General features: G+C 39.9%; 22 protein-coding genes, 3 tRNA genes, 5 rRNA genes, 1 other RNA gene and 1 other annotated feature (1 of these 32 only partly in view). Of the genes, 27 read left to right on the forward strand and 4 right to left on the reverse strand.

Translation table 11 applies throughout. The annotated features are described in order from the left end of the window. Both M1D73_RS00050 and rrf (M1D73_RS00055) read left to right on the forward strand, forming a co-directional pair. Positions 1-978, forward strand: a 23S ribosomal RNA gene (locus tag M1D73_RS00050); it begins 1,944 nt to the left of the window's first position. A gap of 49 nt (positions 979-1,027) precedes the next feature. Continuing rightward, a 5S ribosomal RNA gene (rrf, locus tag M1D73_RS00055) occupies positions 1,028-1,143 on the forward strand. 34 nt (positions 1,144-1,177) lie between these two features. Here the strand turns inward: rrf (M1D73_RS00055) and M1D73_RS00060 are convergent. Continuing rightward, positions 1,178-2,179, reverse strand: a complete 1,002-nt coding sequence (locus M1D73_RS00060) for a YaaC family protein (protein ID WP_000554287.1) — start codon at positions 2,177-2,179, stop codon at positions 1,178-1,180. A 115-nt stretch (positions 2,180-2,294) separates the two neighbouring features. Between M1D73_RS00060 and guaB the strand changes: the two genes are divergently transcribed. From guaB to M1D73_RS00095, 7 genes are all read left to right on the forward strand, one after another. Next, a complete protein-coding gene (guaB, locus tag M1D73_RS00065; RefSeq protein ID WP_000264088.1) occupies positions 2,295-3,758 on the forward strand; it encodes an IMP dehydrogenase in 1,464 nt (487 codons plus the stop codon). A 113-nt stretch (positions 3,759-3,871) separates the two neighbouring features. Next, complete coding sequence (gene dacA / locus M1D73_RS00070; protein WP_124749816.1) at positions 3,872-5,179, forward strand: D-alanyl-D-alanine carboxypeptidase DacA; 1,308 nt, start codon at positions 3,872-3,874, stop codon at positions 5,177-5,179. A 160-nt stretch (positions 5,180-5,339) separates the two neighbouring features. Next, positions 5,340-6,227 (forward strand): pyridoxal 5'-phosphate synthase lyase subunit PdxS, encoded by an 888-nt coding sequence (pdxS, locus tag M1D73_RS00075; protein WP_000186165.1) that lies wholly within the window; start codon positions 5,340-5,342, stop codon positions 6,225-6,227. Positions 6,228-6,245: 18 nt separating this feature from the next. After that, complete coding sequence (pdxT, locus tag M1D73_RS00080; RefSeq protein WP_000238787.1) at positions 6,246-6,836, forward strand: pyridoxal 5'-phosphate synthase glutaminase subunit PdxT; 591 nt, start codon at positions 6,246-6,248, stop codon at positions 6,834-6,836. A gap of 54 nt (positions 6,837-6,890) precedes the next feature. Next, positions 6,891-7,112 (forward strand) — a binding site (T-box leader). Between the two features lie 51 nt (positions 7,113-7,163). After that, positions 7,164-8,438: a serine--tRNA ligase gene (gene serS / locus M1D73_RS00085; RefSeq protein ID WP_000884187.1), complete on the forward strand. Its 1,275-nt coding sequence runs from the start codon at positions 7,164-7,166 to the stop codon at positions 8,436-8,438. Between the two features lie 154 nt (positions 8,439-8,592). Beyond that, positions 8,593-8,685 (forward strand) — tRNA-Ser (locus tag M1D73_RS00090). Between the two features lie 166 nt (positions 8,686-8,851). Next, positions 8,852-9,244: a sigma factor-like helix-turn-helix DNA-binding protein gene (locus M1D73_RS00095; RefSeq protein ID WP_000364193.1), complete on the forward strand. Its 393-nt coding sequence runs from the start codon at positions 8,852-8,854 to the stop codon at positions 9,242-9,244. 35 nt (positions 9,245-9,279) lie between these two features. Here the strand turns inward: M1D73_RS00095 and M1D73_RS00100 are convergent, their stop codons facing one another. The 3 genes from M1D73_RS00100 to M1D73_RS00110 form a co-directional block, all read right to left on the reverse strand. After that, positions 9,280-9,948, reverse strand: coding sequence for a deoxynucleoside kinase (locus M1D73_RS00100; RefSeq protein ID WP_001053585.1), 669 nt, complete (start codon positions 9,946-9,948; stop codon positions 9,280-9,282). 2 nt (positions 9,949-9,950) lie between these two features. After that, positions 9,951-10,586 carry a deoxynucleoside kinase gene (locus tag M1D73_RS00105; protein WP_000148218.1) on the reverse strand — a complete coding sequence of 212 codons (636 nt, stop codon included), beginning with the start codon at positions 10,584-10,586 and terminating at the stop codon, positions 9,951-9,953. A gap of 125 nt (positions 10,587-10,711) precedes the next feature. Continuing rightward, entirely contained in the window at positions 10,712-11,251 is a 540-nt protein-coding gene (locus M1D73_RS00110; RefSeq protein WP_000798724.1) for a cysteine hydrolase family protein, read from the reverse strand. Positions 11,252-11,360: 109 nt separating this feature from the next. Between M1D73_RS00110 and tadA the strand changes: the two genes are divergently transcribed. The 18 genes from tadA (at position 11,361) to yabA (ending at position 25,591) form a co-directional block, all read left to right on the forward strand. Further along, complete coding sequence (tadA, locus tag M1D73_RS00115) at positions 11,361-11,861, forward strand: tRNA adenosine(34) deaminase TadA (RefSeq protein ID WP_000434329.1); 501 nt, start codon at positions 11,361-11,363, stop codon at positions 11,859-11,861. 79 nt (positions 11,862-11,940) lie between these two features. Continuing rightward, positions 11,941-12,205, forward strand: an RNA gene (gene ffs / locus M1D73_RS00120) — signal recognition particle sRNA large type. Positions 12,206-12,337: 132 nt separating this feature from the next. After that, entirely contained in the window at positions 12,338-14,026 is a 1,689-nt protein-coding gene (gene dnaX / locus M1D73_RS00125; RefSeq protein WP_098213267.1) for a DNA polymerase III subunit gamma/tau, read from the forward strand. 25 nt (positions 14,027-14,051) lie between these two features. Then, positions 14,052-14,378, forward strand: a complete 327-nt coding sequence (locus tag M1D73_RS00130) for a YbaB/EbfC family nucleoid-associated protein (RefSeq protein ID WP_014894853.1) — start codon at positions 14,052-14,054, stop codon at positions 14,376-14,378. Positions 14,379-14,392: 14 nt separating this feature from the next. Beyond that, the gene (gene recR / locus M1D73_RS00135; RefSeq protein WP_481157982.1) at positions 14,393-14,989 is read left to right on the forward strand and encodes a recombination protein RecR; all 597 of its coding nucleotides are present in this window, start codon (positions 14,393-14,395) and stop codon (positions 14,987-14,989) included. Positions 14,990-15,003: 14 nt separating this feature from the next. After that, positions 15,004-15,225: a YaaL family protein gene (locus tag M1D73_RS00140; protein WP_000466019.1), complete on the forward strand. Its 222-nt coding sequence runs from the start codon at positions 15,004-15,006 to the stop codon at positions 15,223-15,225. Positions 15,226-15,386: 161 nt separating this feature from the next. Continuing rightward, positions 15,387-15,656 carry a pro-sigmaK processing inhibitor BofA family protein gene (locus M1D73_RS00145; RefSeq protein ID WP_001089273.1) on the forward strand — a complete coding sequence of 90 codons (270 nt, stop codon included), beginning with the start codon at positions 15,387-15,389 and terminating at the stop codon, positions 15,654-15,656. A 218-nt stretch (positions 15,657-15,874) separates the two neighbouring features. Next, a 16S ribosomal RNA gene (locus M1D73_RS00150) occupies positions 15,875-17,426 on the forward strand. 130 nt (positions 17,427-17,556) lie between these two features. Next, positions 17,557-17,633: transfer RNA gene (locus M1D73_RS00155), tRNA-Ile, on the forward strand. Positions 17,634-17,641: 8 nt separating this feature from the next. Next, positions 17,642-17,717 (forward strand) — tRNA-Ala (locus tag M1D73_RS00160). Positions 17,718-17,797: 80 nt separating this feature from the next. Next, positions 17,798-20,719: ribosomal RNA gene (locus M1D73_RS00165) — 23S ribosomal RNA — on the forward strand. Between the two features lie 49 nt (positions 20,720-20,768). Next, positions 20,769-20,884, forward strand: a 5S ribosomal RNA gene (gene rrf, locus M1D73_RS00170). The 16S, 23S and 5S rRNA genes sit together here with 2 tRNA genes alongside, the layout of an rRNA operon. Before the next feature lie 189 nt (positions 20,885-21,073). Next, entirely contained in the window at positions 21,074-21,253 is a 180-nt protein-coding gene (locus M1D73_RS00175; RefSeq protein ID WP_000776278.1) for a sigma factor G inhibitor Gin, read from the forward strand. Positions 21,254-21,324: 71 nt separating this feature from the next. Beyond that, the gene (locus tag M1D73_RS00180) at positions 21,325-22,746 is read left to right on the forward strand and encodes an aminotransferase class I/II-fold pyridoxal phosphate-dependent enzyme (protein WP_098213263.1); all 1,422 of its coding nucleotides are present in this window, start codon (positions 21,325-21,327) and stop codon (positions 22,744-22,746) included. A gap of 1 nt (position 22,747) precedes the next feature. Continuing rightward, the gene (gene tmk / locus M1D73_RS00185) at positions 22,748-23,374 is read left to right on the forward strand and encodes a dTMP kinase (RefSeq protein WP_000677221.1); all 627 of its coding nucleotides are present in this window, start codon (positions 22,748-22,750) and stop codon (positions 23,372-23,374) included. A gap of 35 nt (positions 23,375-23,409) precedes the next feature. Then, a complete protein-coding gene (gene holB, locus M1D73_RS00190) occupies positions 23,410-24,393 on the forward strand; it encodes a DNA polymerase III subunit delta' (RefSeq protein ID WP_000169561.1) in 984 nt (327 codons plus the stop codon). 5 nt (positions 24,394-24,398) lie between these two features. Continuing rightward, positions 24,399-25,226 carry a PSP1 domain-containing protein gene (locus M1D73_RS00195; RefSeq protein ID WP_000272429.1) on the forward strand — a complete coding sequence of 276 codons (828 nt, stop codon included), beginning with the start codon at positions 24,399-24,401 and terminating at the stop codon, positions 25,224-25,226. Positions 25,227-25,240: 14 nt separating this feature from the next. Further along, on the forward strand, positions 25,241-25,591 hold the full coding sequence (yabA, locus tag M1D73_RS00200) for a DNA replication initiation control protein YabA (protein ID WP_000412063.1): 351 nt from the start codon (positions 25,241-25,243) through the stop codon (positions 25,589-25,591). The last annotated feature ends 46 nt before the right edge of the window (positions 25,592-25,637 follow it).

The following is a 25,637-nucleotide window of genomic DNA, read 5'->3' on the forward strand; positions in this document are numbered from 1 at the left end:
GTCCTAAGGTAGCGAAATTCCTTGTCGGGTAAGTTCCGACCCGCACGAAAGGTGTAACGATTTGGGCACTGTCTCAACCAGAGACTCGGTGAAATTATAGTACCTGTGAAGATGCAGGTTACCCGCGACAGGACGGAAAGACCCCGTGGAGCTTTACTGTAGCCTGATATTGAATTTTGGTACAGTTTGTACAGGATAGGCGGGAGCCATTGAAACCGGAGCGCTAGCTTCGGTGGAGGCGCTGGTGGGATACCGCCCTGACTGTATTGAAATTCTAACCTACGGGTCTTATCGACCCGGGAGACAGTGTCAGGTGGGCAGTTTGACTGGGGCGGTCGCCTCCTAAAGTGTAACGGAGGCGCCCAAAGGTTCCCTCAGAATGGTTGGAAATCATTCGTAGAGTGCAAAGGCATAAGGGAGCTTGACTGCGAGACCTACAAGTCGAGCAGGGACGAAAGTCGGGCTTAGTGATCCGGTGGTTCCGCATGGAAGGGCCATCGCTCAACGGATAAAAGCTACCCCGGGGATAACAGGCTTATCTCCCCCAAGAGTCCACATCGACGGGGAGGTTTGGCACCTCGATGTCGGCTCATCGCATCCTGGGGCTGTAGTCGGTCCCAAGGGTTGGGCTGTTCGCCCATTAAAGCGGTACGCGAGCTGGGTTCAGAACGTCGTGAGACAGTTCGGTCCCTATCCGTCGTGGGCGTAGGAAATTTGAGAGGAGCTGTCCTTAGTACGAGAGGACCGGGATGGACGCACCGCTGGTGTACCAGTTGTTCTGCCAAGGGCATAGCTGGGTAGCTATGTGCGGAAGGGATAAGTGCTGAAAGCATCTAAGCATGAAGCCCCCCTCAAGATGAGATTTCCCATAGCGTAAGCTAGTAAGATCCCTGAAAGATGATCAGGTTGATAGGTTCGAGGTGGAAGCATGGTGACATGTGGAGCTGACGAATACTAATAGATCGAGGACTTAACCATATAATATGTAGCAAATGTTATCTAGTTTTGAAGGAATATGCCTTCATAGTTTGGTGATGATGGCAGAGAGGTCACACCCGTTCCCATACCGAACACGGAAGTTAAGCTCTCTAGCGCCGATGGTAGTTGGGACCTTGTCCCTGTGAGAGTAGGACGTCGCCAAGCAACTAAAAACACAAGTCATTTGACTTGTGTTTTTTTATTTCCCATGAAATAGATTTGGTTCCATTAATAAAAAATTTGAAATATAGTAAGGGATTTTTTGAGCAGAAATACTTAGAAATTGATAAATAAATGGATAATCTTCAGAACCATAACTTCCAAGTAAGTCATACCACCAATCTGTTTCATATCTAGAAATCATGCTTAAATTATAGAGCAATAAATAATGAATGAGGAGTTCAGGTAATATTGGCTTAGGATTTCTAGGGTCAGTCGTAAGTGGCAAATAATAAGTATTAGTAAGATGTTCATAGTATAAAGGAGTACTGTACATAGGATTCCATGATTGAATAGGCGCTGTAAAAAGTAAATTCGATTCATTAGTCTTCTCAGGTACGTGTTGTATTGATAAATGCTTACAAGATGTTTCAATGTAACGAGAAAATCTCTCTTTAGTCATATGTAATCGATCTAGTAGGTTGACTGAAAAGGAGAGCTCATTTTTAATTGTTGAATCAATTTTATATAAAGTTGATCCTTTTTGACTATAACGAAATAAATTTTGTAATTCTGGAATATTTCCCATTAGTTCTAACATGTTAAATTTTTCTGCTTCTAAGTGTTTCATGTGAAACAGTTGTTCTGCAACATGAGTAAACAATCCGTTTTTTTGTACCTTCACCTCATCTTCTAAAAATTGATACCCTTGTTTTTTTCGTTTGCGAGTTGTAACGCCATGAGCTAAAACAGTAGTGGATTCAGGATAGTTAGGGTCAATAGTTAGTAGGCATGCTTTAAACAGTTGACTGATTCCATAAAATAACAACATTGGTTGAATGGAAAATGGAGCTGTCTTATATAATTCATAATAATTTTTACCGTGTTCTAAGTAATAAATAAAGGGATAACAATTTTCAAAACTTTTTTTTTCTGCATCCTGAATAGAGGATTTTTCATAACAACGGGCAAGATAACGTTGTACGTTTTGAGATGAAAAAAAGAAACTTAACTGCTGCCAAGTACAAGATGTTTGATGCATATATTACGCTCCTTTTATTGTCTAAAAATTCTAACATATATATACGTCCTTGACAGTATTTTAACCAATTGATAAGCTACTAATAATAATTTCTGGTATCATAGGGGGAACAATTATGTGGGAATCTAAATTTGTTAAAGAAGGTTTGACTTTTGATGATGTATTACTTGTACCAGCTAGGTCAGATATATTACCAAGAGAAGTAAGTGTTAAAACAGTTTTATCTGAAAGCTTACAGCTAAACATCCCGTTAATTAGTGCAGGAATGGATACAGTAACAGAAGCTGACATGGCTATTGCAATGGCTCGCCAAGGTGGTTTAGGAATTATTCATAAGAATATGTCTATTGAGCAACAAGCAGAGCAAGTTGATAAAGTAAAGCGCTCTGAAAGCGGCGTTATTTCAGATCCTTTCTTCTTAACTCCAGAACATCAAGTATATGATGCAGAACATCTTATGGGAAAATATCGTATCTCAGGTGTACCGGTTGTAAATAATTTAGATGAGCGAAAATTAGTTGGTATTATTACAAACCGTGATATGCGCTTCATCCAAGACTACTCAATCAAAATTTCTGACGTAATGACAAAAGAACAATTAATTACAGCTCCAGTTGGTACTACACTGGAAGAAGCTGAAAAGATCCTACAAAAGTATAAAATTGAAAAACTCCCTCTTGTTGATAATAACGGTGTATTACAAGGGCTTATTACAATAAAAGATATTGAAAAAGTAATTGAATTCCCAAACTCTGCTAAGGATAAGCAAGGACGCTTATTAGTTGGAGCAGCAGTTGGTGTAACAGCGGATGCTATGCTTCGCATCGATGCATTAGTAAAAGCTAGTGTAGATGCAATTGTACTTGATACAGCACATGGACATTCTAAAGGTGTTATTGATAAGGTAAAAGAAGTTCGTGCTAAATACCCATCACTAAATATTATCGCTGGAAATGTTGCTACTGCTGAAGCAACGAAAGCATTAATTGAAGCTGGTGCAAACGTAGTTAAAGTTGGTATTGGACCAGGTTCTATTTGTACAACACGCGTTGTAGCCGGTGTTGGTGTACCACAATTAACTGCAGTTTATGATTGTGCAACAGAAGCTCGTAAACACGGTATTCCAGTTATTGCTGATGGTGGTATTAAGTACTCTGGTGATATGGTGAAAGCTTTAGCGGCAGGAGCACATGTTGTTATGCTAGGTAGCATGTTTGCAGGTGTTGCAGAAAGCCCTGGAGAAACTGAAATTTACCAAGGTCGTCAATTTAAAGTGTATCGTGGTATGGGTTCTGTCGGTGCGATGGAAAAAGGAAGTAAAGATCGTTACTTCCAAGAAGGTAATAAAAAGCTTGTCCCAGAAGGTATTGAAGGACGAGTGCCATATAAAGGACCTTTAGCAGATACAGTTCACCAATTAGTTGGTGGCTTACGTGCAGGTATGGGATATTGCGGAGCACAGGATTTAGAATTCTTACGCGAAAATGCACAATTCATTCGTATGTCAGGTGCTGGCTTACGTGAAAGTCATCCTCATCACGTACAAATTACAAAAGAGGCTCCAAACTACTCATTATAATGTCTTATATACAAATAGACAGAGATTTGATATCTCTGTCTATTTTTTTTTGATTATGTTAGAATAACGGTTATGTGAGTACATAGATATTGGGGGTAGCAAAAGTGAAAGGTATGTTTTGCAAAAGATTCATTGCTTTGGTAACAGTGCTTACACTAGCTTGTAGCATTTTTATGCCATATAGCAATGCATCAGCTGAAACAGGAGCCGCTTTAAACATTGAAGCAGGTGCGGCAATTTTAGTAGAAGCGAATTCTGGGAAAATTTTATATCAAAAGAATGCAGATGAATTATTATCCATTGCTAGTATGACAAAGATGATGAGTGAATATTTAGTTCACGAAGCAGTGGATAAAGGAAAACTTAAGTGGGACCAGAAAATTAAGGTTTCTGAATATGCATATAAGGTTTCACAAGATGCTTCATTATCAAATGTTGCATTAGAAAATGGTGGCTCTTATACAGTAAAAGAGTTATACGAAGCAATGGCAATCTTTTCTGCAAATGGTGCAACAATTGCATTAGCAGAAGCAATTGCAGGTAAAGAAGTAGACTTCGTAAAAATGATGAATGACAAATCGAAAGAACTAGGGTTAAAAAATTATAAATTTGTCAATTCTACAGGTTTAACGAATAAAGATTTAAAGGGAATGCATCCTGAAGGAACAACAGCGGATGAAGAAAATAAAATGTCTGCAAAGGATGTTGCAACTTTAGCACAACATTTAATTAAAGATTATCCAAAAGTGTTAGATACAGCAAAAATCCCTAAAAAAGAATTCCGTCCAGAAAAAGAGAAGTTTGGAATGTCGAACTGGAACTGGATGTTAAAGGGCTTAGTTAAAGAATATGATGGCGTAGATGGCCTAAAAACAGGCTCAACTCCAGAAGCAGGAGATTGCTTCACTGGTACGGTTGAAAGAAACGGAATGCGTTTTATTTCTGTAGTTATTAAAACAAGTTCTCATACAGCACGTTTTGATGAAACAAAGAAGCTATATGATTATGGATTTGCTAACTTTGAAGTGAAACAAATGTATAAAAAAGGTTCTTCAGTAAAAGGACAAGAAACAGTACGAGTAGAAAATGCGAAAGATAAAGATGTAGCAGTTCAAACGAAACAAGCTATTTCACTTCCAGTGCCAAAAGGAAGTAAAGATGTTTATAAAACAGAATTAAAAGAATCAAGTAAGGGACAAGAAGCACCTATTAAAAAGGGAGCTGCGCTTGGTCAAATGGTAATTACGCCAAAAGATACAAACGACCCTGGATTTTTAACCGGTAAGTCACTGCAAGTGGATCTTGTAACGACATCTGAAGTAGAAGAAGCAAACTGGTTTACTCGTGCTATGCGCGGAATTGGTTCATTCTTTAGTGGTATGTGGAATAGTGCTGTTGATACAGTAAAAGGTTGGTTTTAAAAGCTCCTCACGATAGGAGCTTTTTTTTATTCCTATTTTTCATACCGACTTTATGAAAAAGTAGTAGACAAGCATCTGATAGTTAGTGGTAGAATGTAAGAGTATTCTTAATTTTCGCCTTTAACGGGGGAAAGCAATTCACCTAGGGGGGTTTTTGTACATGACAAATGTAACAGGGACAGAACGTGTAAAACGTGGAATGGCAGAAATGCAAAAAGGCGGCGTTATTATGGACGTAGTTAACGCTGAACAAGCAAAAATTGCAGAAGAGGCAGGCGCAGTTGCCGTTATGGCATTAGAGCGTGTACCAGCAGATATTCGTGCAGCAGGTGGCGTTTCTCGTATGGCAGACCCAACAATTGTTGAAGAAGTTATGGGTGCGGTGTCAATTCCGGTTATGGCAAAATGCCGTATCGGTCACCTTGTAGAAGCACGTGTATTAGAATCATTAGGGGTAGACTATATCGATGAGAGTGAAGTATTAACTCCTGCTGATGAAGTATACCATTTAAATAAACGTGATTACACAGTTCCATTTGTATGTGGTTGCCGTGATATCGGAGAAGCTGCACGTCGTATTGCAGAAGGTGCATCTATGCTTCGTACAAAAGGTGAACCAGGAACAGGAAACATTGTAGAGGCAGTGCGTCATATGCGCCAAGTCAATGCAGAAATCCGTCAAGTTGCGAGTCTACGTGAAGATGAGTTAATGACATATGCAAAAAATACTGGCGCTCCTTACGAAGTATTACTTGAAATTAAACGTCTTGGTCGCTTACCAGTTGTAAACTTTGCGGCAGGTGGTGTAGCAACACCAGCAGATGCAGCATTAATGATGCAACTTGGTGCTGATGGGGTATTTGTTGGATCTGGTATCTTCAAATCAGAAAACCCAGAGAAATTTGCACGTGCAATCGTTGAAGCAACGACTCATTATGAAGATTACGAACTAATTGCAAGCCTTTCTAAAGGATTAGGTAATGCAATGAAGGGTGTCGAAATTTCAACGTTATTACCAGAACAACGCATGCAAGAGCGTGGATGGTAATTAAAGGAGAACTTTAAAATGGTGAAAATCGGTGTACTAGGTCTTCAAGGTGCAGTTCGTGAGCATGTAAAATCAGTTGAAGCAAGTGGTGCAGAAGCTGTTGTTGTAAAGCGTATAGAGCAACTTGAAGAGATTGATGGTCTTATTTTACCGGGCGGTGAAAGTACAACAATGCGCCGTCTTATTGATAAGTATGCTTTCATGGAACCACTTCGTACATTTGCAAAGTCTGGTAAACCAATGTTTGGTACATGTGCAGGGATGATTCTTCTTGCGAAAACACTTATTGGCTATGAAGAAGCACATATTGGGGCTATGGATATTACAGTTGAGCGCAATGCGTTCGGACGCCAAAAGGATAGTTTTGAGGCTGCGCTTTCAATTGAAGGCGTGGGTGAAGACTTCGTTGGTGTATTTATCCGTGCGCCGTATGTTGTAGAAGTAGCTGATAATGTTGAAGTGCTTTCTAAACATGGTGACCGAATGGTAGCGGTAAGACAAAATCAGTTTTTAGCTGCTTCATTCCATCCGGAATTAACAGATGATCATCGTGTAACAGCATACTTTGTTGAAATGGTAAAAGAAGCGAAAATGAAAAAAGTTGTATAAGTAACTTGCAACTTGTATAAGATTATAGTAAATTGATGGTAACAATTTTATAAAATAAGCGTGTTGATAGGAAATAGTAACAAATGTCGTTTCTTATAGAGAGTCGATGGTTGGTGGAAATCGATAGAAACAGTTTGTGAATCCATCCTGGAATGGAATGTGGAATATCTTTTGGATTAGTAAGCATTCCCGGTGAAGAGCCGTTATTTCTACTTGAGAGGAAAGCGGTAATGCTTTCAACTAGGGTGGCAACGCGGGTTAACTCCCGTCCCTTTATATAGGGACGGGAGTTTTTTGTGTTTTATAAAATAAAAGGAGGAGTATATAATGCTTGATATTAAATTTTTACGTACAAACTTTGAAGAAGTAAAAGCGAAATTACAGCATAGAGGCGAAGATTTAACTGATTTCGGACGTTTTGAAGAACTTGATACGAGAAGAAGAGAACTACTTGTTCAGACAGAAGAATTAAAAAGTAAACGTAACGAAGTATCTCAACAAATTTCTGTATTAAAGCGCGAAAAGAAAGATGCAGAAGCTCTAATTTTAGAAATGCGTGAAGTTGGAGAAAAAGTAAAGGATCTTGATAACGAACTTCGTACAGTTGAAGAAGACTTAGAAAGATTAATGTTATCTATTCCAAATATCCCTCATGAATCTGCTCCAGTTGGTGAAACAGAGGATGATAATGTAGTAGCACGTACTTGGGGAGAAGTGAAAGAATTTACTTATGAGCCAAAACCACATTGGGATCTTGCTACTGATTTAGGAATTTTAGATTTTGAACGCGCTGGGAAAGTAACAGGAAGCCGCTTCGTATTTTACAAAGGTGCTGGTGCAAGATTAGAGCGTGCTTTAATTAGCTTTATGCTTGATCTTCATACTGATGAGCATGGATATGAAGAAGTATTACCTCCATATATGGTAAACCGTGCAAGTATGACAGGAACAGGACAACTTCCAAAGTTTGAAGAAGATGCATTCCGTATTGAAAGTGAAGATTACTTCTTAATTCCAACAGCTGAAGTACCTGTAACGAATATGCATCGTGATGAGATTTTAAATAAAGAGCAATTGCCTATAAGATATGCTGCATTTAGCTCTTGCTTCCGTTCTGAAGCAGGTTCAGCTGGGCGTGATACACGTGGTTTAATTCGCCAGCATCAGTTCAATAAAGTAGAGCTTGTGAAGTTCGTAAAACCAGAAGATTCTTATGAAGAGTTAGAAAAGTTAACAAATGATGCAGAACGCGTGTTACAATTATTAGAGTTGCCATATCGCGTTATGAGCATGTGCACAGGCGATTTAGGATTTACAGCAGCGAAGAAATACGATATTGAAGTATGGATTCCAAGCTATGGCACATATCGTGAAATTTCTTCTTGTAGTAATTTTGAAGCTTTCCAAGCGAGACGTGCAAATATCCGTTTCCGCCGTGAACCAAATGGAAAACCAGAACATGTTCATACATTAAATGGATCTGGTCTTGCAATTGGACGTACGGTTGCAGCTATTTTAGAGAACTACCAACAAGAAGATGGTACAATTATAATTCCAGAAGTTCTTCGCCCTTATATGGGAGGAAAAACAGTTATTAAGTAAATTTAAACATTCATCGGTATGAGTGATTGGTAATTATGAGCGTTGTCAGTACTGTAATGTAGGAAGGGGAAAGTGAAATTTTCCTTTCCTCATAATTTATTTTAGTAGGGTTGACTAACTGTTTTTCTTTTGATATTATATTTGATGTCAATATGGAGGTATACCCAAGTCTGGCTGAAGGGATCGGTCTTGAAAACCGACAGGCGGCGAGAGTCGCGCGGGGGTTCGAATCCCTCTACCTCCTCCAGATATAATTGACAACAGCGCATATAAGTGGAGATTGGAGAACTCGTTACCAACACGTAACGAGTTTTTATTTTAAAACCAATCATAAAGTATGGTGTAAGGTAATTTTGTCCTTATTACACACTCATATTCCGATGATTATCTTCATAGATATGAAAGGAGTCAACATGGATCTTATTATACAAACGTTTCCTTTAGATGGAAAAACTTTATATTATGTACAATGTCCTGTCTGTAAGAACAATAGAATTTTAAACAGTGGTGCAAACGTATCACGCATTATTAGTGATGATACATTCCGTAAACTTTGTGGTTGTACTTGTGATGTAAAACCAGCTACGAGTAAAGTAGAGGCGCCAAAACAAGTTAAAAAAGCAGCTGTAAAGAAAGAAGCAGCTCCAAAACGTACAGGTAAAGTATTAACGGCAGTAATTAACGGGAAAGAAATGACTGTTAAAGAGATTGCTGAAGCATACGATATTAGTACAAGTACTGTTCGTCAGCGCATTAACGCAGGAAAACCTGAGAGTGAAATTATTGCTCCAACAAAGAAGAAGTAATTTAATAGGAAAACCCGTGCATATGCACGGGTTTTTTATTTTACAAGTTTACGTGTTTGTTTTAAAAAATGGCCAATTTTTTTTATGATTGGTTCGATTGAATCACCATCTTTTAAAATATCGTACTCATTAATATTTAAGCGTAATACAGGGCATGAATTAAAGTTGTTAATCCAGTTTTCATAACGTCCATGCATTTCTTTCCAGTACTCAATTGGTGTTTGCTGTTCCATTGGGCGCCCGCGTTCTTGAATACGATCGACAATATCATCGAAAGAACCTTCTAAGTAAATTAATAAGTCTGGATGAGGGAAGTAAGGAGTCATGACCATAGCGTCAAATAAACCTTTGTATGTTTCATAATCAGTTTCCGTCATTGTTCCTTTTTCATGATGCATCTTTGCGAAAATTCCAGTGTCTTCGTAAATGGAACGATCTTGAACAAAACCGCCACCATATTCAAAAATTCTTTTTTGTTCTTTAAATCGTTCTGCTAAAAAGTACACTTGTAGGTGGAAGCTCCAGCGAGTGAAGTCCGCATAGAACTTGTCCAAATATGGATTGGAATCTACTTTTTCAAATGATGTGCGATAACCTAAAGCATTAGCTAATGCAGTTGTCATAGTTGATTTACCCACACCTACTGTTCCGGCGATAGTGATTACTGCGTCATTGGGTATATCATATTTTTGCCTTAAATTCATTATTATTTCGACTCCTTTAAGAGAGTATTTTGAAGGGCAGATAGGATAACGTTTAAATCATCAGGATTTTTTACAAAATCCATATCGTCGCCATTAAATTTCAATACTGGTATTTCCGGATGATCTTTTTTAAAAGCATCCATTGCTGTTTCATAATCTTTTGTGAGCTGTAGTAAGTAATTTGGATCCATGTTTTTTTCAAATTCTCTTCCGCGCATGGCGATTCGTTTTTGCAATGTCTCTAGGCTAGCTGTTAAATAAACAATGACATTTGGCACAGGCATATCTTGTGTAAGGATACGATAAATTTGCATGTATTTGTCATATTGAGAGTCTTTTAATGTGCGGGATGCAAAAATTAAATTTTTAAAGATATGGTAATCCGCTACTACTGGTTTCCTTTGATTCAAGTACTTTATGTTAATGTCTTCTAATTGTTTGTATCTATTACAAAGAAAGAACATCTCTGTTTGAAAACTCCATTCGTCGATGTCTTCATAGAACTTTCCTAAAAAGGGATTTTCATCAACAATCTCTTTTAGTAAGTGGAGTTGCATGTGAGTTGAAATTTCCTTCGCAAGTGAAGTTTTTCCAACACCAATTGGTCCTTCAACCGTGATAAATGGTACTCCGGTCACGCTGTTTCCTCCTTTCAATCAGTGATTTACCGTGACTACTAAAAACACAAAACAGAATTATTGTAGCACAAGAGGGAAGCGAGCGGGTTAATTTGATATAAAAAGTTAGAAAATAGATATATGTATTAATTAAATTTTATTTTGGTTGATGATGTTATATTTGCTTTCAATGTAGTTTCCATTATTTTTAAAGCATGTATATTATCTTGGTCGTTGTTAGAGGCGATACAATCCTGTGGTACATACAATTTATAATTTCTCATATGAGCATCATTAGCTGTAAATAGGATACATATATTTCCGGCAACCCCTGTTAATATTAGATTTTCTATTTTTAAATAACCTAGTAATGAATTTAAAGGTGTTTCATAAAAAGCGGAATAATGTGGTTTAATAAAAATGTACTCATCAAAACTTGGAGCAATCTTATGGATTATATTTTCGCTATATTCATTTGTGCAATGAGTAATAAGTTGGTCGATATCAGATCTCCAAAGTTGATAATGGTCATTAACGTAAATTATAGGATAGCCGAAGGATTTCATTTTTTTCTTTAATTGTAAAATAGGGTTTGTTATAGTTTCGCATTTTTTAGCTAGAATGGGTCCGTGGGAAAATTGAAAGTCATTAATCATATCGATAATGAGCAAGGCGGTATTTTTCATATGTAATCCCCTCTCTTTTTTCTTTTAGGGTGGATTGAATTTGTAAAAGTTATCCCCTGTGTAGTAAATGGAAATAAGTGTACTTTATTTGTAATGAAAGGACTATGTTATGGAACAAGATCAAGATATTTATTTTATGCAATTAGCGATAGAAGAAGCTAAAAAGGCAGAGGAAATACAGGAAGTACCAATTGGAGCAGTTATAGTGTTAGATGGTGAGGTAATTAGTGTTGCCCATAATTTAAGGGAAACTGAGCAAAGATCAATAGCTCATGCTGAGTTGCTAGCGATAGATGATGCATGTAAAAAATTAGGGACATGGCGTTTAGAAGATGCAACATTGTATGTAACATTAGAACCTTGTCCAATGTGTGCGGGTGGAATTGTTTTATCACGAGTGAAGCGAGTTGTATATGGTGCAAGTGATCCGAAGGGCGGATGTGCAGGGACATTGATGAATCTTTTAACGGATGAACGCTTCAATCATCAATGTGAAGTAGTATCTGGTGTACTAGAGGAAGAATGCGGTACGTTGTTAACAAACTTTTTTAGAGAGCTTCGTAAAAAAAGAAAAGCAATAAAAAAATTAGAGAAGAATACTGGGAACTAACGTATTTGCATTTTCTAAAGAAACAAGTTATACTGATAATGCCTTTAATGAAGGCAACCGAATATTGGTTTTAACTTTGCCGTGCTAAGCGGGGAGGTAGCGGTGCCCTATACTCGCAATCCGCTCTAGCGAGGCCGAATCCCCTCTCGAGGTTATGTTGCTGTAAGGTCTGCCTTAAGTAAGTGGTGTTGACGTTTGGGTCCTGCGCAACGGGACCCCGTGAACCTTGTCAGGTCCGGAAGGAAGCAGCAATAAGCGGGTCTTCTCGTGTGCCGCAGGAGTGCCTGAACCGAGCTAACTGCTTGAGTAACGCTTATGGTACGTAATCGACGGAGGGTGCACGGCAGTTATATATGTATACAAAACTCACCTTAATACAAAGGTGAGTTTTTTGTATAGAAAATAACTTTTGGAATCTATAAACAGAATGGGTTATAATAAATGAGATAATAACCTTTGAGGGAGGCCGTATTTTCGTGTCATACCAAGCGTTATACCGAACATGGAGACCGCAAAAGTTCGAAGATGTAGTCGGTCAAAAGCACGTGACAAAAACGTTGCAAAATGCCCTTCTTCAAGAGAAAGTTTCACATGCTTATTTATTTTCTGGCCCGAGGGGAACAGGAAAAACGACAATTGCAAAAGTATTTGCAAAAGCAATTAACTGTGAACATGCTCCGGTAGCTGAACCTTGTAATGAATGTCCTTCTTGTTTAGGAATCACACAAGGATCCATTTCAGATGTATTAGAAATTGATGCGGCTTCAAATAACGGTGTAGATGAAATTCGAGATATTAGAGATAAAGTAAAATACGCTCCAAGTGCTGTAGAATATAAAGTATACATTATTGATGAAGTTCACATGCTTTCTATGGGTGCATTCAATGCGCTTTTAAAAACCTTAGAAGAGCCGCCAGGACATGTTATCTTTATTTTGGCGACAACAGAACCTCATAAGATCCCACCTACAATCATTTCACGTTGTCAGCGCTTTGAATTCCGAAAAATATCAGTGAATGATATTGTTGAGAGATTATCAACGGTCGTGACAAATGAAGGTACGCAAGTGGAAGGTGAAGCATTACAAATTGTTGCGCGTGCTGCCGAAGGTGGTATGCGTGATGCGCTTAGTCTTATTGATCAGGCTATATCTTATAGTGATGAGATTGTTACGACAGAAGATGTATTGGCCGTAACAGGATCTGTTTCTCAGCAATACTTAGGCAATTTAGTAGAGTGCATACGTGAAAATGATGTATCAAGAGCATTGCAAATCATAGATGAAATGATGAGTAAAGGGAAGGATCCAGTTCGTTTTATGGAGGATTTCATTTACTATTATCGTGATATGCTTTTATATCAAACTTCACCAAAACTAGAACATATGTTGGAACGAGTAATTGTAGATGATCAATTCCGTAAGTTGAGTGAAGAAATGCAACCGGAAGTGATCTATGAGATTATTCATACCCTTAGTAAGGGACAACAGGAAATGAAGTGGACAAATCATCCGCGTATTTTCTTAGAAGTTGTTATGGTGCAATTGTGTCAACAGTTTATGATGCAAGCAAATGGTACAGATCGTTTGCAAGCAATTATGAACAGGATGCAGCAACTGGAGAAAGAGTTAGAGCAAGTCAAAAAGAACGGTGTGCCAGCAGGTGTACAACAGGAAGTAAGAGAGACACGTGCAACACCAAAACCGGTACGAACAGGAAGTATGAAAATTCCTGTCGGACGTGTAAATGAAGTATTAAAACAAGCGAAGCGTCAAGATTTAGAACAATTAAAAGCTGTATGGGGTGAGTTGTTAGGAAGACTCAAATCATATAACAAAGTAGCGTTTGCCGTTTTACTTGAAAATAGTGAACCAGTGGCAGCTTCAGATGACACTTACGTTTTAGCATTTCAATATGAGATTCACTGTAAGATGGCGAGCGAAAATCGAGAAGCTATGGATACAGTAGAACAAGCTTTATTTGAATTGCTAAGTAAAAGGTTAAATATGATTGCCATTCCAAAAAGTGAATGGGGTAAAATCCGTGAAGACTTTTTACAACGTGAAGGTGGAGAGTCTGAAGAAAGCCCGGAGAAAAAGGAAGACCCTCTTATAGAAGAGGCAGTGAAGTTAGTAGGGCAAGAACTCATTGAAATAAAAGAGTAATAATAATTAGGAGGAATTAATTATGATGCGTGGCGGAATGGGAAATATGAATAACATGATGAAACAAATGCAAAAGATGCAAAAGGACATGGCGAAAGCACAAGAAGAGCTTGGTGAAAAAACAGTTGAAGGTACAGCTGGCGGCGGAATGATTACAGTTATTGCAAATGGTCACAAGCAAATTCTTGAAGTGAAGATTAAAGAGGAAGTTGTAGATCCAGAAGATATCGAAATGTTACAAGACTTAGTATTAGCTGCAACAAATGATGCACTTAAAAAGGCTGATGAGCTTTCAAACTCTACAATGGGTAAATTTACAAAAGGCTTAAACTTACCAGGTGGAATGTTCTAGGAGGATATTGATACATGCATTATCCAAAACCAATATCAAAACTAATCGATAGTTTTATGAAGTTGCCAGGTATCGGACCGAAAACAGCGGTTCGATTGGCATTTTTCGTATTAGATATGAAAGAAGATGATGTGTTAGGTTTCGCGAAAGCACTTGTAAATGCGAAGCGAGATTTAGCGTACTGTTCTGTATGCGGACATATTACTGATCGTGATCCTTGTTATATTTGTAATGATTCACATCGAGATCAATCAGTTGTTTGTGTCGTGCAAGAACCGAAAGATGTAATCGCGATGGAAAAAATGAAAGAGTATCAAGGTGTATATCATGTGTTACGTGGTGCGATTTCTCCTATGGAGGGAATTGGACCGGAAGACATTAATATCCCGCAACTCTTAAAGCGACTACATGATGAAACGGTACAAGAAGTGATATTAGCAACAAACCCTAATATTGAAGGGGAAGCTACAGCGATGTATATCTCCCGCCTCTTAAAACCTACAGGCATTAAAGTAACTCGTATTGCACATGGTCTGCCAGTTGGTGGAGATTTAGAATATGCAGATGAAGTGACATTATCCAAAGCGTTAGAAGGACGCAGAGAAGTATAAGAGGAGAAACAAAAATGTTCTTTCAAAAAAAGGGTAAATTGCGTAAAGAGTATGACGATAAGTTAATTGTACTTTTGGAAAAAGTGAAGAATGAGTGGTTACGTCAGAAGAGAATGGTCGAACAAAGTGTAGAACCATCTCAAGATGTCATTTGTTCTTTGAAAATAGCAGAGGCGAAATATTTCTTTTTGTTGAAAGAAGCAAAGCGTCGTCCTGTAAAAATGGAACAATGGTAAAAGGTTCTGCTTTCTAAGCAGGCCTTTTTATTTTGTTTTTTAAGTGCTGAGGTATTGTTTTATTTAGTGTATATGAAAGAGATGCTGCATATGATAACTGTTCTTTTTTATTGTCTTGTCCCATACAAATAGATGTATAGGTCATTCATAAGGAGGAAAAAATGAATTCTACAATTATTATTGTTGGTATTCTTACTTTAGTATTTATTTTTCTTGTTTTTGGTGTTGCCTCTAAGCCATTACGTTTTATAGGTAAGGTGATTTTTCATGTTACTTTAGGAATAGCATTGCTTTTTATCGTAAATGTTGTAGGGACATATTTTGATTTTCATATCCCAATTAACATGGGTACAGCAGCAATAACGAGTTTATTAGGTCTACCGGGTGTGGCAGCATTAGTGATTATTAAGCTTTATATCATGCCAAGATAAAATTATTTTGGCATTTTTTTAAAAAGTGTTGACTATTAAATGATTAATATGGTAAATTAATAAGCGTCGTCAGGAACGAAAGAAAAAAGTTGTTGACAGATTTAACGCAAAATGTTAAATTATAAAAGTCGCTGAAACGCGATATTGAACTTTGAAAACTAAACGAAACAAACAACGTGAAACGTCAATTTTTATTTTAGATGCTAGACAAACTAACTTTATTGGAGAGTTTGATCCTGGCTCAGGATGAACGCTGGCGGCGTGCCTAATACATGCAAGTCGAGCGAATGGATTGAGAGCTTGCTCTTATGAAGTTAGCGGCGGACGGGTGAGTAACACGTGGGTAACCTGCCCATAAGACTGGGATAACTCCGGGAAACCGGGGCTAATACCGGATAACATTTTGAACCGCATGGTTCGAAATTGAAAGGCGGCTTCGGCTGTCACTTATGGATGGACCCGCGTCGCATTAGCTAGTTGGTGAGGTAACGGCTCACCAAGGCAACGATGCGTAGCCGACCTGAGAGGGTGATCGGCCACACTGGGACTGAGACACGGCCCAGACTCCTACGGGAGGCAGCAGTAGGGAATCTTCCGCAATGGACGAAAGTCTGACGGAGCAACGCCGCGTGAGTGATGAAGGCTTTCGGGTCGTAAAACTCTGTTGTTAGGGAAGAACAAGTGCTAGTTGAATAAGCTGGCACCTTGACGGTACCTAACCAGAAAGCCACGGCTAACTACGTGCCAGCAGCCGCGGTAATACGTAGGTGGCAAGCGTTATCCGGAATTATTGGGCGTAAAGCGCGCGCAGGTGGTTTCTTAAGTCTGATGTGAAAGCCCACGGCTCAACCGTGGAGGGTCATTGGAAACTGGGAGACTTGAGTGCAGAAGAGGAAAGTGGAATTCCATGTGTAGCGGTGAAATGCGTAGAGATATGGAGGAACACCAGTGGCGAAGGCGACTTTCTGGTCTGTAACTGACACTGAGGCGCGAAAGCGTGGGGAGCAAACAGGATTAGATACCCTGGTAGTCCACGCCGTAAACGATGAGTGCTAAGTGTTAGAGGGTTTCCGCCCTTTAGTGCTGAAGTTAACGCATTAAGCACTCCGCCTGGGGAGTACGGCCGCAAGGCTGAAACTCAAAGGAATTGACGGGGGCCCGCACAAGCGGTGGAGCATGTGGTTTAATTCGAAGCAACGCGAAGAACCTTACCAGGTCTTGACATCCTCTGAAAACCCTAGAGATAGGGCTTCTCCTTCGGGAGCAGAGTGACAGGTGGTGCATGGTTGTCGTCAGCTCGTGTCGTGAGATGTTGGGTTAAGTCCCGCAACGAGCGCAACCCTTGATCTTAGTTGCCATCATTAAGTTGGGCACTCTAAGGTGACTGCCGGTGACAAACCGGAGGAAGGTGGGGATGACGTCAAATCATCATGCCCCTTATGACCTGGGCTACACACGTGCTACAATGGACGGTACAAAGAGCTGCAAGACCGCGAGGTGGAGCTAATCTCATAAAACCGTTCTCAGTTCGGATTGTAGGCTGCAACTCGCCTACATGAAGCTGGAATCGCTAGTAATCGCGGATCAGCATGCCGCGGTGAATACGTTCCCGGGCCTTGTACACACCGCCCGTCACACCACGAGAGTTTGTAACACCCGAAGTCGGTGGGGTAACCTTTTTGGAGCCAGCCGCCTAAGGTGGGACAGATGATTGGGGTGAAGTCGTAACAAGGTAGCCGTATCGGAAGGTGCGGCTGGATCACCTCCTTTCTATGGAGAATTGATAAGCGCTGCTTATCAATATAAGTTTCCGTGTTTCGTTTTCGTTTAGTTTTGAGAGTTCAATTCAGTATTGACTCTTAAATGAGGATATGATATAAATAAATCCTGCAATTTGTATGGGCCTATAGCTCAGCTGGTTAGAGCGCACGCCTGATAAGCGTGAGGTCGATGGTTCGAGTCCATTTAGGCCCACCATACATTTTGGGGCCTTAGCTCAGCTGGGAGAGCGCCTGCCTTGCACGCAGGAGGTCAGCGGTTCGATCCCGCTAGGCTCCACCAAAAAGCTATTTTAAATAGCAAATGGTATGTTCTTTGAAAACTAGATAACAGTGTAGCTCATATTTTTTAATTTTTAGTTTGGTTAAGTTAGAAAGGGCGCACGGTGGATGCCTTGACACTAGGAGTCGATGAAGGACGGGACTAACGCCGATATGCTTCGGGGAGCTGTAAGTAAGCTTTGATCCGAAGATTTCCGAATGGGGAAACCCACCATACGTAATGGTATGGTATCCTTATCTGAATACATAGGGTAAGGAAGACAGACCCAGGGAACTGAAACATCTAAGTACCTGGAGGAAGAGAAAGCAAATGCGATTTCCTGAGTAGCGGCGAGCGAAACGGAACATAGCCCAAACCAAGAGGCTTGCCTCTTGGGGTTGTAGGACATTCTATACGGAGTTACAAAGGAACGAGGTAGACGAAGCGACCTGGAAAGGTCCGTCGTAGAGGGTAACAACCCCGTAGTCGAAACTTCGTTCTCTCTTGAATGTATCCTGAGTACGGCGGAACACGTGAAATTCCGTCGGAATCTGGGAGGACCATCTCCCAAGGCTAAATACTCCCTAGTGATCGATAGTGAACCAGTACCGTGAGGGAAAGGTGAAAAGCACCCCGGAAGGGGAGTGAAAGAGATCCTGAAACCGTGTGCCTACAAATAGTCAGAGCCCGTTAACGGGTGATGGCGTGCCTTTTGTAGAATGAACCGGCGAGTTACGATCCCGTGCGAGGTTAAGCTGAAGAGGCGGAGCCGCAGCGAAAGCGAGTCTGAATAGGGCGTTTAGTACGTGGTCGTAGACCCGAAACCAGGTGATCTACCCATGTCCAGGGTGAAGTTCAGGTAACACTGAATGGAGGCCCGAACCCACGCACGTTGAAAAGTGCGGGGATGAGGTGTGGGTAGCGGAGAAATTCCAATCGAACCTGGAGATAGCTGGTTCTCCCCGAAATAGCTTTAGGGCTAGCCTTAAGTGTAAGAGTCTTGGAGGTAGAGCACTGATTGGACTAGGGGTCCTCATCGGATTACCGAATTCAGTCAAACTCCGAATGCCAATGACTTATCCTTAGGAGTCAGACTGCGAGTGATAAGATCCGTAGTCAAAAGGGAAACAGCCCAGACCGCCAGCTAAGGTCCCAAAGTGTGTATTAAGTGGAAAAGGATGTGGAGTTGCTTAGACAACTAGGATGTTGGCTTAGAAGCAGCCACCATTTAAAGAGTGCGTAATAGCTCACTAGTCGAGTGACTCTGCGCCGAAAATGTACCGGGGCTAAATACACCACCGAAGCTGCGGATTGATACCAATGGTATCAGTGGTAGGGGAGCGTTCTAAGGACAGTGAAGTCAGACCGGAAGGACTGGTGGAGTGCTTAGAAGTGAGAATGCCGGTATGAGTAGCGAAAGACGGGTGAGAATCCCGTCCACCGAATGCCTAAGGTTTCCTGAGGAAGGCTCGTCCGCTCAGGGTTAGTCAGGACCTAAGCCGAGGCCGACAGGCGTAGGCGATGGACAACAGGTTGATATTCCTGTACCACCTCTTTATCGTTTGAGCAATGGAGGGACGCAGAAGGATAGAAGAAGCGTGCGATTGGTTGTGCACGTCCAAGCAGTTAGGCTGATAAGTAGGCAAATCCGCTTATCGTAAAGGCTGAGCTGTGATGGGGAAGCTCCTTATGGAGCGAAGTCTTTGATTCCCCGCTGCCAAGAAAAGCTTCTAGCGAGATAAAAGGTGCCTGTACCGCAAACCGACACAGGTAGGCGAGGAGAGAATCCTAAGGTGTGCGAGAGAACTCTGGTTAAGGAACTCGGCAAAATGACCCCGTAACTTCGGGAGAAGGGGTGCTTTCTTAACGGAAAGCCGCAGTGAATAGGCCCAAGCGACTGTTTAGCAAAAACACAGCTCTCTGCGAAGCCGTAAGGCGAAGTATAGGGGGTGACACCTGCCCGGTGCTGGAAGGTTAAGGAGAGGGGTTAGCGTAAGCGAAGCTCTGAACTGAAGCCCCAGTAAACGGCGGCCGTAACTATAACGGTCCTAAGGTAGCGAAATTCCTTGTCGGGTAAGTTCCGACCCGCACGAAAGGTGTAACGATTTGGGCACTGTCTCAACCAGAGACTCGGTGAAATTATAGTACCTGTGAAGATGCAGGTTACCCGCGACAGGACGGAAAGACCCCGTGGAGCTTTACTGTAGCCTGATATTGAATTTTGGTACAGTTTGTACAGGATAGGCGGGAGCCATTGAAACCGGAGCGCTAGCTTCGGTGGAGGCGCTGGTGGGATACCGCCCTGACTGTATTGAAATTCTAACCTACGGGTCTTATCGACCCGGGAGACAGTGTCAGGTGGGCAGTTTGACTGGGGCGGTCGCCTCCTAAAGTGTAACGGAGGCGCCCAAAGGTTCCCTCAGAATGGTTGGAAATCATTCGTAGAGTGCAAAGGCATAAGGGAGCTTGACTGCGAGACCTACAAGTCGAGCAGGGACGAAAGTCGGGCTTAGTGATCCGGTGGTTCCGCATGGAAGGGCCATCGCTCAACGGATAAAAGCTACCCCGGGGATAACAGGCTTATCTCCCCCAAGAGTCCACATCGACGGGGAGGTTTGGCACCTCGATGTCGGCTCATCGCATCCTGGGGCTGTAGTCGGTCCCAAGGGTTGGGCTGTTCGCCCATTAAAGCGGTACGCGAGCTGGGTTCAGAACGTCGTGAGACAGTTCGGTCCCTATCCGTCGTGGGCGTAGGAAATTTGAGAGGAGCTGTCCTTAGTACGAGAGGACCGGGATGGACGCACCGCTGGTGTACCAGTTGTTCTGCCAAGGGCATAGCTGGGTAGCTATGTGCGGAAGGGATAAGTGCTGAAAGCATCTAAGCATGAAGCCCCCCTCAAGATGAGATTTCCCATAGCGTAAGCTAGTAAGATCCCTGAAAGATGATCAGGTTGATAGGTTCGAGGTGGAAGCATGGTGACATGTGGAGCTGACGAATACTAATAGATCGAGGACTTAACCATATAATATGTAGCAAATGTTATCTAGTTTTGAAGGAATATGCCTTCATAGTTTGGTGATGATGGCAGAGAGGTCACACCCGTTCCCATACCGAACACGGAAGTTAAGCTCTCTAGCGCCGATGGTAGTTGGGACCTTGTCCCTGTGAGAGTAGGACGTCGCCAAGCAACTAAAAACACAAGTCATTTGACTTGTGTTTTTTTGTATTGTTAAAAAGAATGGGAAAGAAGTAATGGAAATACAAACACGTTGCCCAAGAGTTAATCATATTATATAAAAGATGGGTGTATATTTTTCTGTAAATTGTTAAGGATTAGAAGTATAAAATAGGTTCACTTAAATAGGGAGGGAAGATTATGAAATTACAAAGTGAAGTTTGTATTGTTTGTGAGACAAAAAGAAAAGAAGGTATATATGTTTATAATAATTTAATATGCCATGAATGTGAAAAGGATATGGTGAATACAGAGACAGATGATCCGAAATATATATATTATTTAAAGCAACTTCGAAAATTAGAAGTATCATATTTTTAAATAGGCATATGCCTATTATTTTTTTTGTTCTGTATAATAGATAGAGAATGAATAATAAGGAAGAGATGTAGATGAATCAAAATCGTATGCCTTTATATGAGGCGTTAATAGAGTTTAAAGAAAGAGGGCCGTTATCCTTTCATGTTCCTGGTCATAAGAATGGTTTAAACTTCCCTCAGGAGGTAATAAGAGAGTTTAAAGGTATTCTATCTATTGATGTAACTGAATTAGCAGGACTAGATGATTTGCATAGTCCGTTTGAATGTATAGATGAGGCACAACAATTATTGGCTGAAGTTTATAATACAAAGAGAAGTTATTTTTTAATTAATGGTTCAACAGTCGGGAACTTAGCAATGATTTTGTCTTGTTGCGGGGAACATGATATTGTTCTTGTACAAAGAAATTGTCATAAATCAATTATTAATGGTTTAAAACTTGCGGGAGCAAATCCCATTTTTTTAGATCCATGGATTGATGAAGCTTATAACGTACCAGTGGGAGTTCGTAATGAAATTATTAAGAACGCAATTGGAAAGTATCCAAATGCGAAAGCACTTATTTTAACGCATCCTAATTATTATGGTATGGGGATGGATTTAGAGGCAAGCATCGCTTTTGCACATGCACATAAAATCCCTGTTTTGGTAGATGAGGCACATGGGGCACATCTATGTTTGGGAGAACCATTTCCGAAGTCAGCATTAACATATGGTGCAGATATTGTAGTTCATTCTGCACATAAAACATTACCCGCAATGACAATGGGTTCCTATTTACATATAAATAGTCATTTAGTAGACGAAGATAAGGTTACTACTTATTTAAGTATGCTACAATCTAGTAGTCCATCGTATCCAATTATGGCTTCCTTGGATATAGCACGCTTTACAATGGCGCGTATAAAAGAAGAAGGTCACAGTGAAATTGTTGAGTTTTTACGAAGATTTAAGGAACAATTACGTTCTATTCCCCAAATCGCCATTTTAGAATATCCGTTGCAAGATGAGTTAAAGGTCACCGTACAAACTCGTTGTCAGTTATCAGGGTACGAATTACAGTCTGTATTTGAAAAGGTCGGTATATATACAGAGATGGCTGATCCGTACAATGTCCTATTTATTTTACCCTTACAAGTAAATGAGGGATATATGAAGGTTATAGAGATGATCCGAGTAGCATTGCAACATTATGAGGTGAAAGACAAGAGGGAATCTATTCGTTATACTTATAATGGTGAATTCTCTCTTTTACCGTATACGTATAAACAACTAGACGGATATGAAACAAGGATAGTATCTATAGAAGAGGCTGTTGGAATGATTGCGGCGGAAATGGTGATTCCGTATCCACCTGGAATTCCATTAATTATGTATGGAGAGAGAATTACTTCAGAGCATAAAGAGCAAATTATGTATTTAGAAAGAGCAGGAGCTCGTTTTCAAGGTAATACGAAATATATGAAAGTGTATGATATAGAAAGTAGGTTTTAGGATGAAGGGATTATTTGTAACAATTGAGGGCCCAGAAGGTTCAGGTAAAACAACGTTAATTAAAAGCTTATTGCCATATTTTGAACAAAAAGCACAGAAGGTAATGGCGACAAGGGAACCAGGCGGTATTGCAATTTCTGAGGACATTAGGACGATTTTACATAAACAAGAATATACGATGATGGAAGCACGTACAGAAGCGCTTCTTTATGCTGCTGCGCGCAGACAACATTTAGTAGAAAAAGTTATGCCAGCACTTAATGAGAACTACCTCGTGTTATGTGATCGTTTTATAGATAGCTCTTTAGCATACCAAGGCTATGCAAGAGGATTGGGTATGGATAAGGTATTTGAAATAAATCGTTTCGCAACAGAGGACTGTATGCCTAGTTTAACAATTTATCTAGACATTGAGCCTGAGGTTGGTTTGGCTCGGATTGAAAAAGATGCAGGACGTGAAGTAAATCGACTAGATATGGAAGATATCTCTTTCCATAAAAGTGTGCGCGAAGGGTATTTACAAGTTGTAGAACGTTTCTCGGATCGTATTGTATTGGTAAATGCTGATCAACCGATGGAAAAACTTATAGAAGAAGTTGTTCAGATTATAGAAGATAAATTGTTATAATAGAAGGAAAGAATGAAATAAGTGAGGTATGCATTATGACGAAGACGTGGGAGCAGCTTTCTGCTATACAACCCATCGGTGTAAAAATGTTGATGAATAGCATTGCAAAAGAGCGTATATCCCACGCTTACTTGTTAGAGGGAGGGAAAGGGACAGGAAAGTTTGCGACAGCAATTCAAATGGCAAAGAGTTTCCTCTGTTCTGAGCGGAATGGAGTAGAGCCCTGCCATGTATGTACAAACTGTAAGCGAATTGATTCAGGTAACCACCCTAACTTACATATTGTAAAACCAGACGGATTATCTATTAAGAAGCAGCAAATTCATGATTTACAAGAAGAGTTTTCCAAAACAGGATTAGAGGCAAATAAAAAAATATATATTATTGAGCACGCAGATCGTATGACAGCAAATGCGGCAAATACACTTTTGAAATTTTTAGAAGAACCAAGTAGTGATACAACTGCTATTTTACTTACTGAACAAAGTCATCAAATTTTAAATACGATTTTATCTCGCTGCCAAGTTGTTACGTTTAGACCGTTACCTACAGAATCTTTAATTAGAAGATTACAGGATGAAGGGATTACAGCATCTTTATCGACACTTGCTGCTCAACTTACAAATAGTTTTGATGAAGCTTTAGCTTTATGTAGTGATGAATGGTTTGCACAAGCACGAGCTTTAGTGATAAAATTATGTGAAGCGCTCGAAAAAGATAAAACCTCTATTTTTTTTGTACAAGAAAAATGGGGAAAACACTTTGGAGAGAAAGAACAATTACAGCAAGGTTTAGATATGTTACTCCTTATTTATAAGGATTTATTATATGTTCAACTTGGAGAAGAAGATCGTCTTGTTTTTCATGAGCAGAAAGAGATGTTTGAATCGTTTTCCTATGCTCAGAAGCGCATTGTATCAGCTCTCTTTAATATATTAGAGGCAAAAAATAGAATCAACGCTAATGTAAATGCGCAGCTTGTGTTCGAACAGTTAGTGTTGCGGTTGCAGGAGGGATGACCGTTTTGTATGATGTAGTAGGTGTTCGCTTTAAGAAGGCCGGAAAGGTATATTACTTTGATCCAAACCAGTTCGATATCTCTGAAAATGAGTTTGTCATTGTAGAAACGGTAAGAGGTATTGAATACGGAAAAGTAGTTATTACCAAAAAACAAGTTGATGAAAACGACGTTGTATTACCGCTAAAAAAGGTTATTCGTATTGCAAATGAAAATGATCGTACCATTGTTGAAGAGAACAAACATGCTGCCAAAGAAGCATATCAAGTCTGTCAACAAAAGGTAGTAGAGCATAATCTTGATATGAAACTTGTAGATGTAGAGTATACATTCGATCGCAATAAGATTATTTTCTATTTTACTGCGGATGGTCGGATCGATTTCCGCGAACTAGTGAAGGACTTAGCCGCAATTTTTAGAACAAGAATTGAACTAAGACAAATTGGTGTTCGTGATGAAGCGAAGATGCTAGGTGGTATTGGTCCATGTGGTCGTATGCTTTGTTGTTCTACTTTTTTAGGGGATTTTGAACCTGTATCCATTAAAATGGCAAAGGATCAAAATTTATCATTAAATCCTGCAAAAATCTCTGGTTTATGTGGTCGCTTAATGTGTTGCTTAAAATATGAGAATGATGAATATGAGGCAGCAAAGGAACAACTTCCTGATTTAGATCAACGTATACAAACCCCGCATGGTACTGGCCGTGTTATCGGATTAAATATTTTAGAAAGATTAATTCAAGTGGAACTAGTAGACAAGGAACGGATAGTAGAATATACGTTAGATGAGTTAGTGAATAAAGGGGTCGTTTCGAGTCAAACCACAGATTAATGAGGTGGGTGCTTGTGGAGAAAAAAGATATTTTTGAATCGGTTTCTAGTATGGAAGAGCAAATTGGACATTTATATAAACAGTTGGGAGAGTTAAAACAGCATCTTGCAGAGTTGTTGGAAGAAAACCAGCATATAAAAATGGAAAATAACAATTTGCGACACCGTTTTGAAGAAGTGCAGAATAAAGAAAAACAAAAAACTCAAAAACGTAAAGAAGTGAAGCCGAAAACAGATATTGGTGAAGGCTATGACAATTTAGCGAGACTATATCAAGAAGGTTTTCATATTTGCAATCTACATTATGGAAGTGTACGTAAAGAGGGAGATTGTTTGTTCTGTCTTTCATTCTTAAATAAAAAGTGAAATTACCTTTCCAATTATAATTGGAAAGGTAATTTTTTATACATGA

This window comes from Bacillus sp. PK3-067, from assembly GCF_056738645.1.

Excerpts from the sequence above, each read along its gene's own strand:
- M1D73_RS00060 (WP_000554287.1), bottom strand. The coding sequence starts at position 2,179 with ATGCATCAAACATCTTGTACTTGGCAGCAGTTAAGTTTCTTTTTTTCA.
- guaB (WP_000264088.1), top strand. The coding sequence starts at position 2,295 with ATGTGGGAATCTAAATTTGTTAAAGAAGGTTTGACTTTTGATGATGTA.
- dacA (WP_124749816.1), top strand. The coding sequence starts at position 3,872 with ATGTTTTGCAAAAGATTCATTGCTTTGGTAACAGTGCTTACACTAGCT.
- pdxS (WP_000186165.1), top strand. The coding sequence starts at position 5,340 with ATGACAAATGTAACAGGGACAGAACGTGTAAAACGTGGAATGGCAGAA.
- pdxT (WP_000238787.1), top strand. The coding sequence starts at position 6,246 with ATGGTGAAAATCGGTGTACTAGGTCTTCAAGGTGCAGTTCGTGAGCAT.
- serS (WP_000884187.1), top strand. The coding sequence starts at position 7,164 with ATGCTTGATATTAAATTTTTACGTACAAACTTTGAAGAAGTAAAAGCG.
- M1D73_RS00095 (WP_000364193.1), top strand. The coding sequence starts at position 8,852 with ATGGATCTTATTATACAAACGTTTCCTTTAGATGGAAAAACTTTATAT.
- M1D73_RS00100 (WP_001053585.1), bottom strand. The coding sequence starts at position 9,948 with ATGAATTTAAGGCAAAAATATGATATACCCAATGACGCAGTAATCACT.
- M1D73_RS00110 (WP_000798724.1), bottom strand. The coding sequence starts at position 11,251 with ATGAAAAATACCGCCTTGCTCATTATCGATATGATTAATGACTTTCAA.
- tadA (WP_000434329.1), top strand. The coding sequence starts at position 11,361 with ATGGAACAAGATCAAGATATTTATTTTATGCAATTAGCGATAGAAGAA.
- M1D73_RS00130 (WP_014894853.1), top strand. The coding sequence starts at position 14,052 with ATGCGTGGCGGAATGGGAAATATGAATAACATGATGAAACAAATGCAA.
- recR (WP_481157982.1), top strand. The coding sequence starts at position 14,393 with ATGCATTATCCAAAACCAATATCAAAACTAATCGATAGTTTTATGAAG.
- M1D73_RS00140 (WP_000466019.1), top strand. The coding sequence starts at position 15,004 with ATGTTCTTTCAAAAAAAGGGTAAATTGCGTAAAGAGTATGACGATAAG.
- M1D73_RS00145 (WP_001089273.1), top strand. The coding sequence starts at position 15,387 with ATGAATTCTACAATTATTATTGTTGGTATTCTTACTTTAGTATTTATT.
- M1D73_RS00175 (WP_000776278.1), top strand. The coding sequence starts at position 21,074 with ATGAAATTACAAAGTGAAGTTTGTATTGTTTGTGAGACAAAAAGAAAA.
- M1D73_RS00180 (WP_098213263.1), top strand. The coding sequence starts at position 21,325 with ATGAATCAAAATCGTATGCCTTTATATGAGGCGTTAATAGAGTTTAAA.
- tmk (WP_000677221.1), top strand. The coding sequence starts at position 22,748 with ATGAAGGGATTATTTGTAACAATTGAGGGCCCAGAAGGTTCAGGTAAA.
- holB (WP_000169561.1), top strand. The coding sequence starts at position 23,410 with ATGACGAAGACGTGGGAGCAGCTTTCTGCTATACAACCCATCGGTGTA.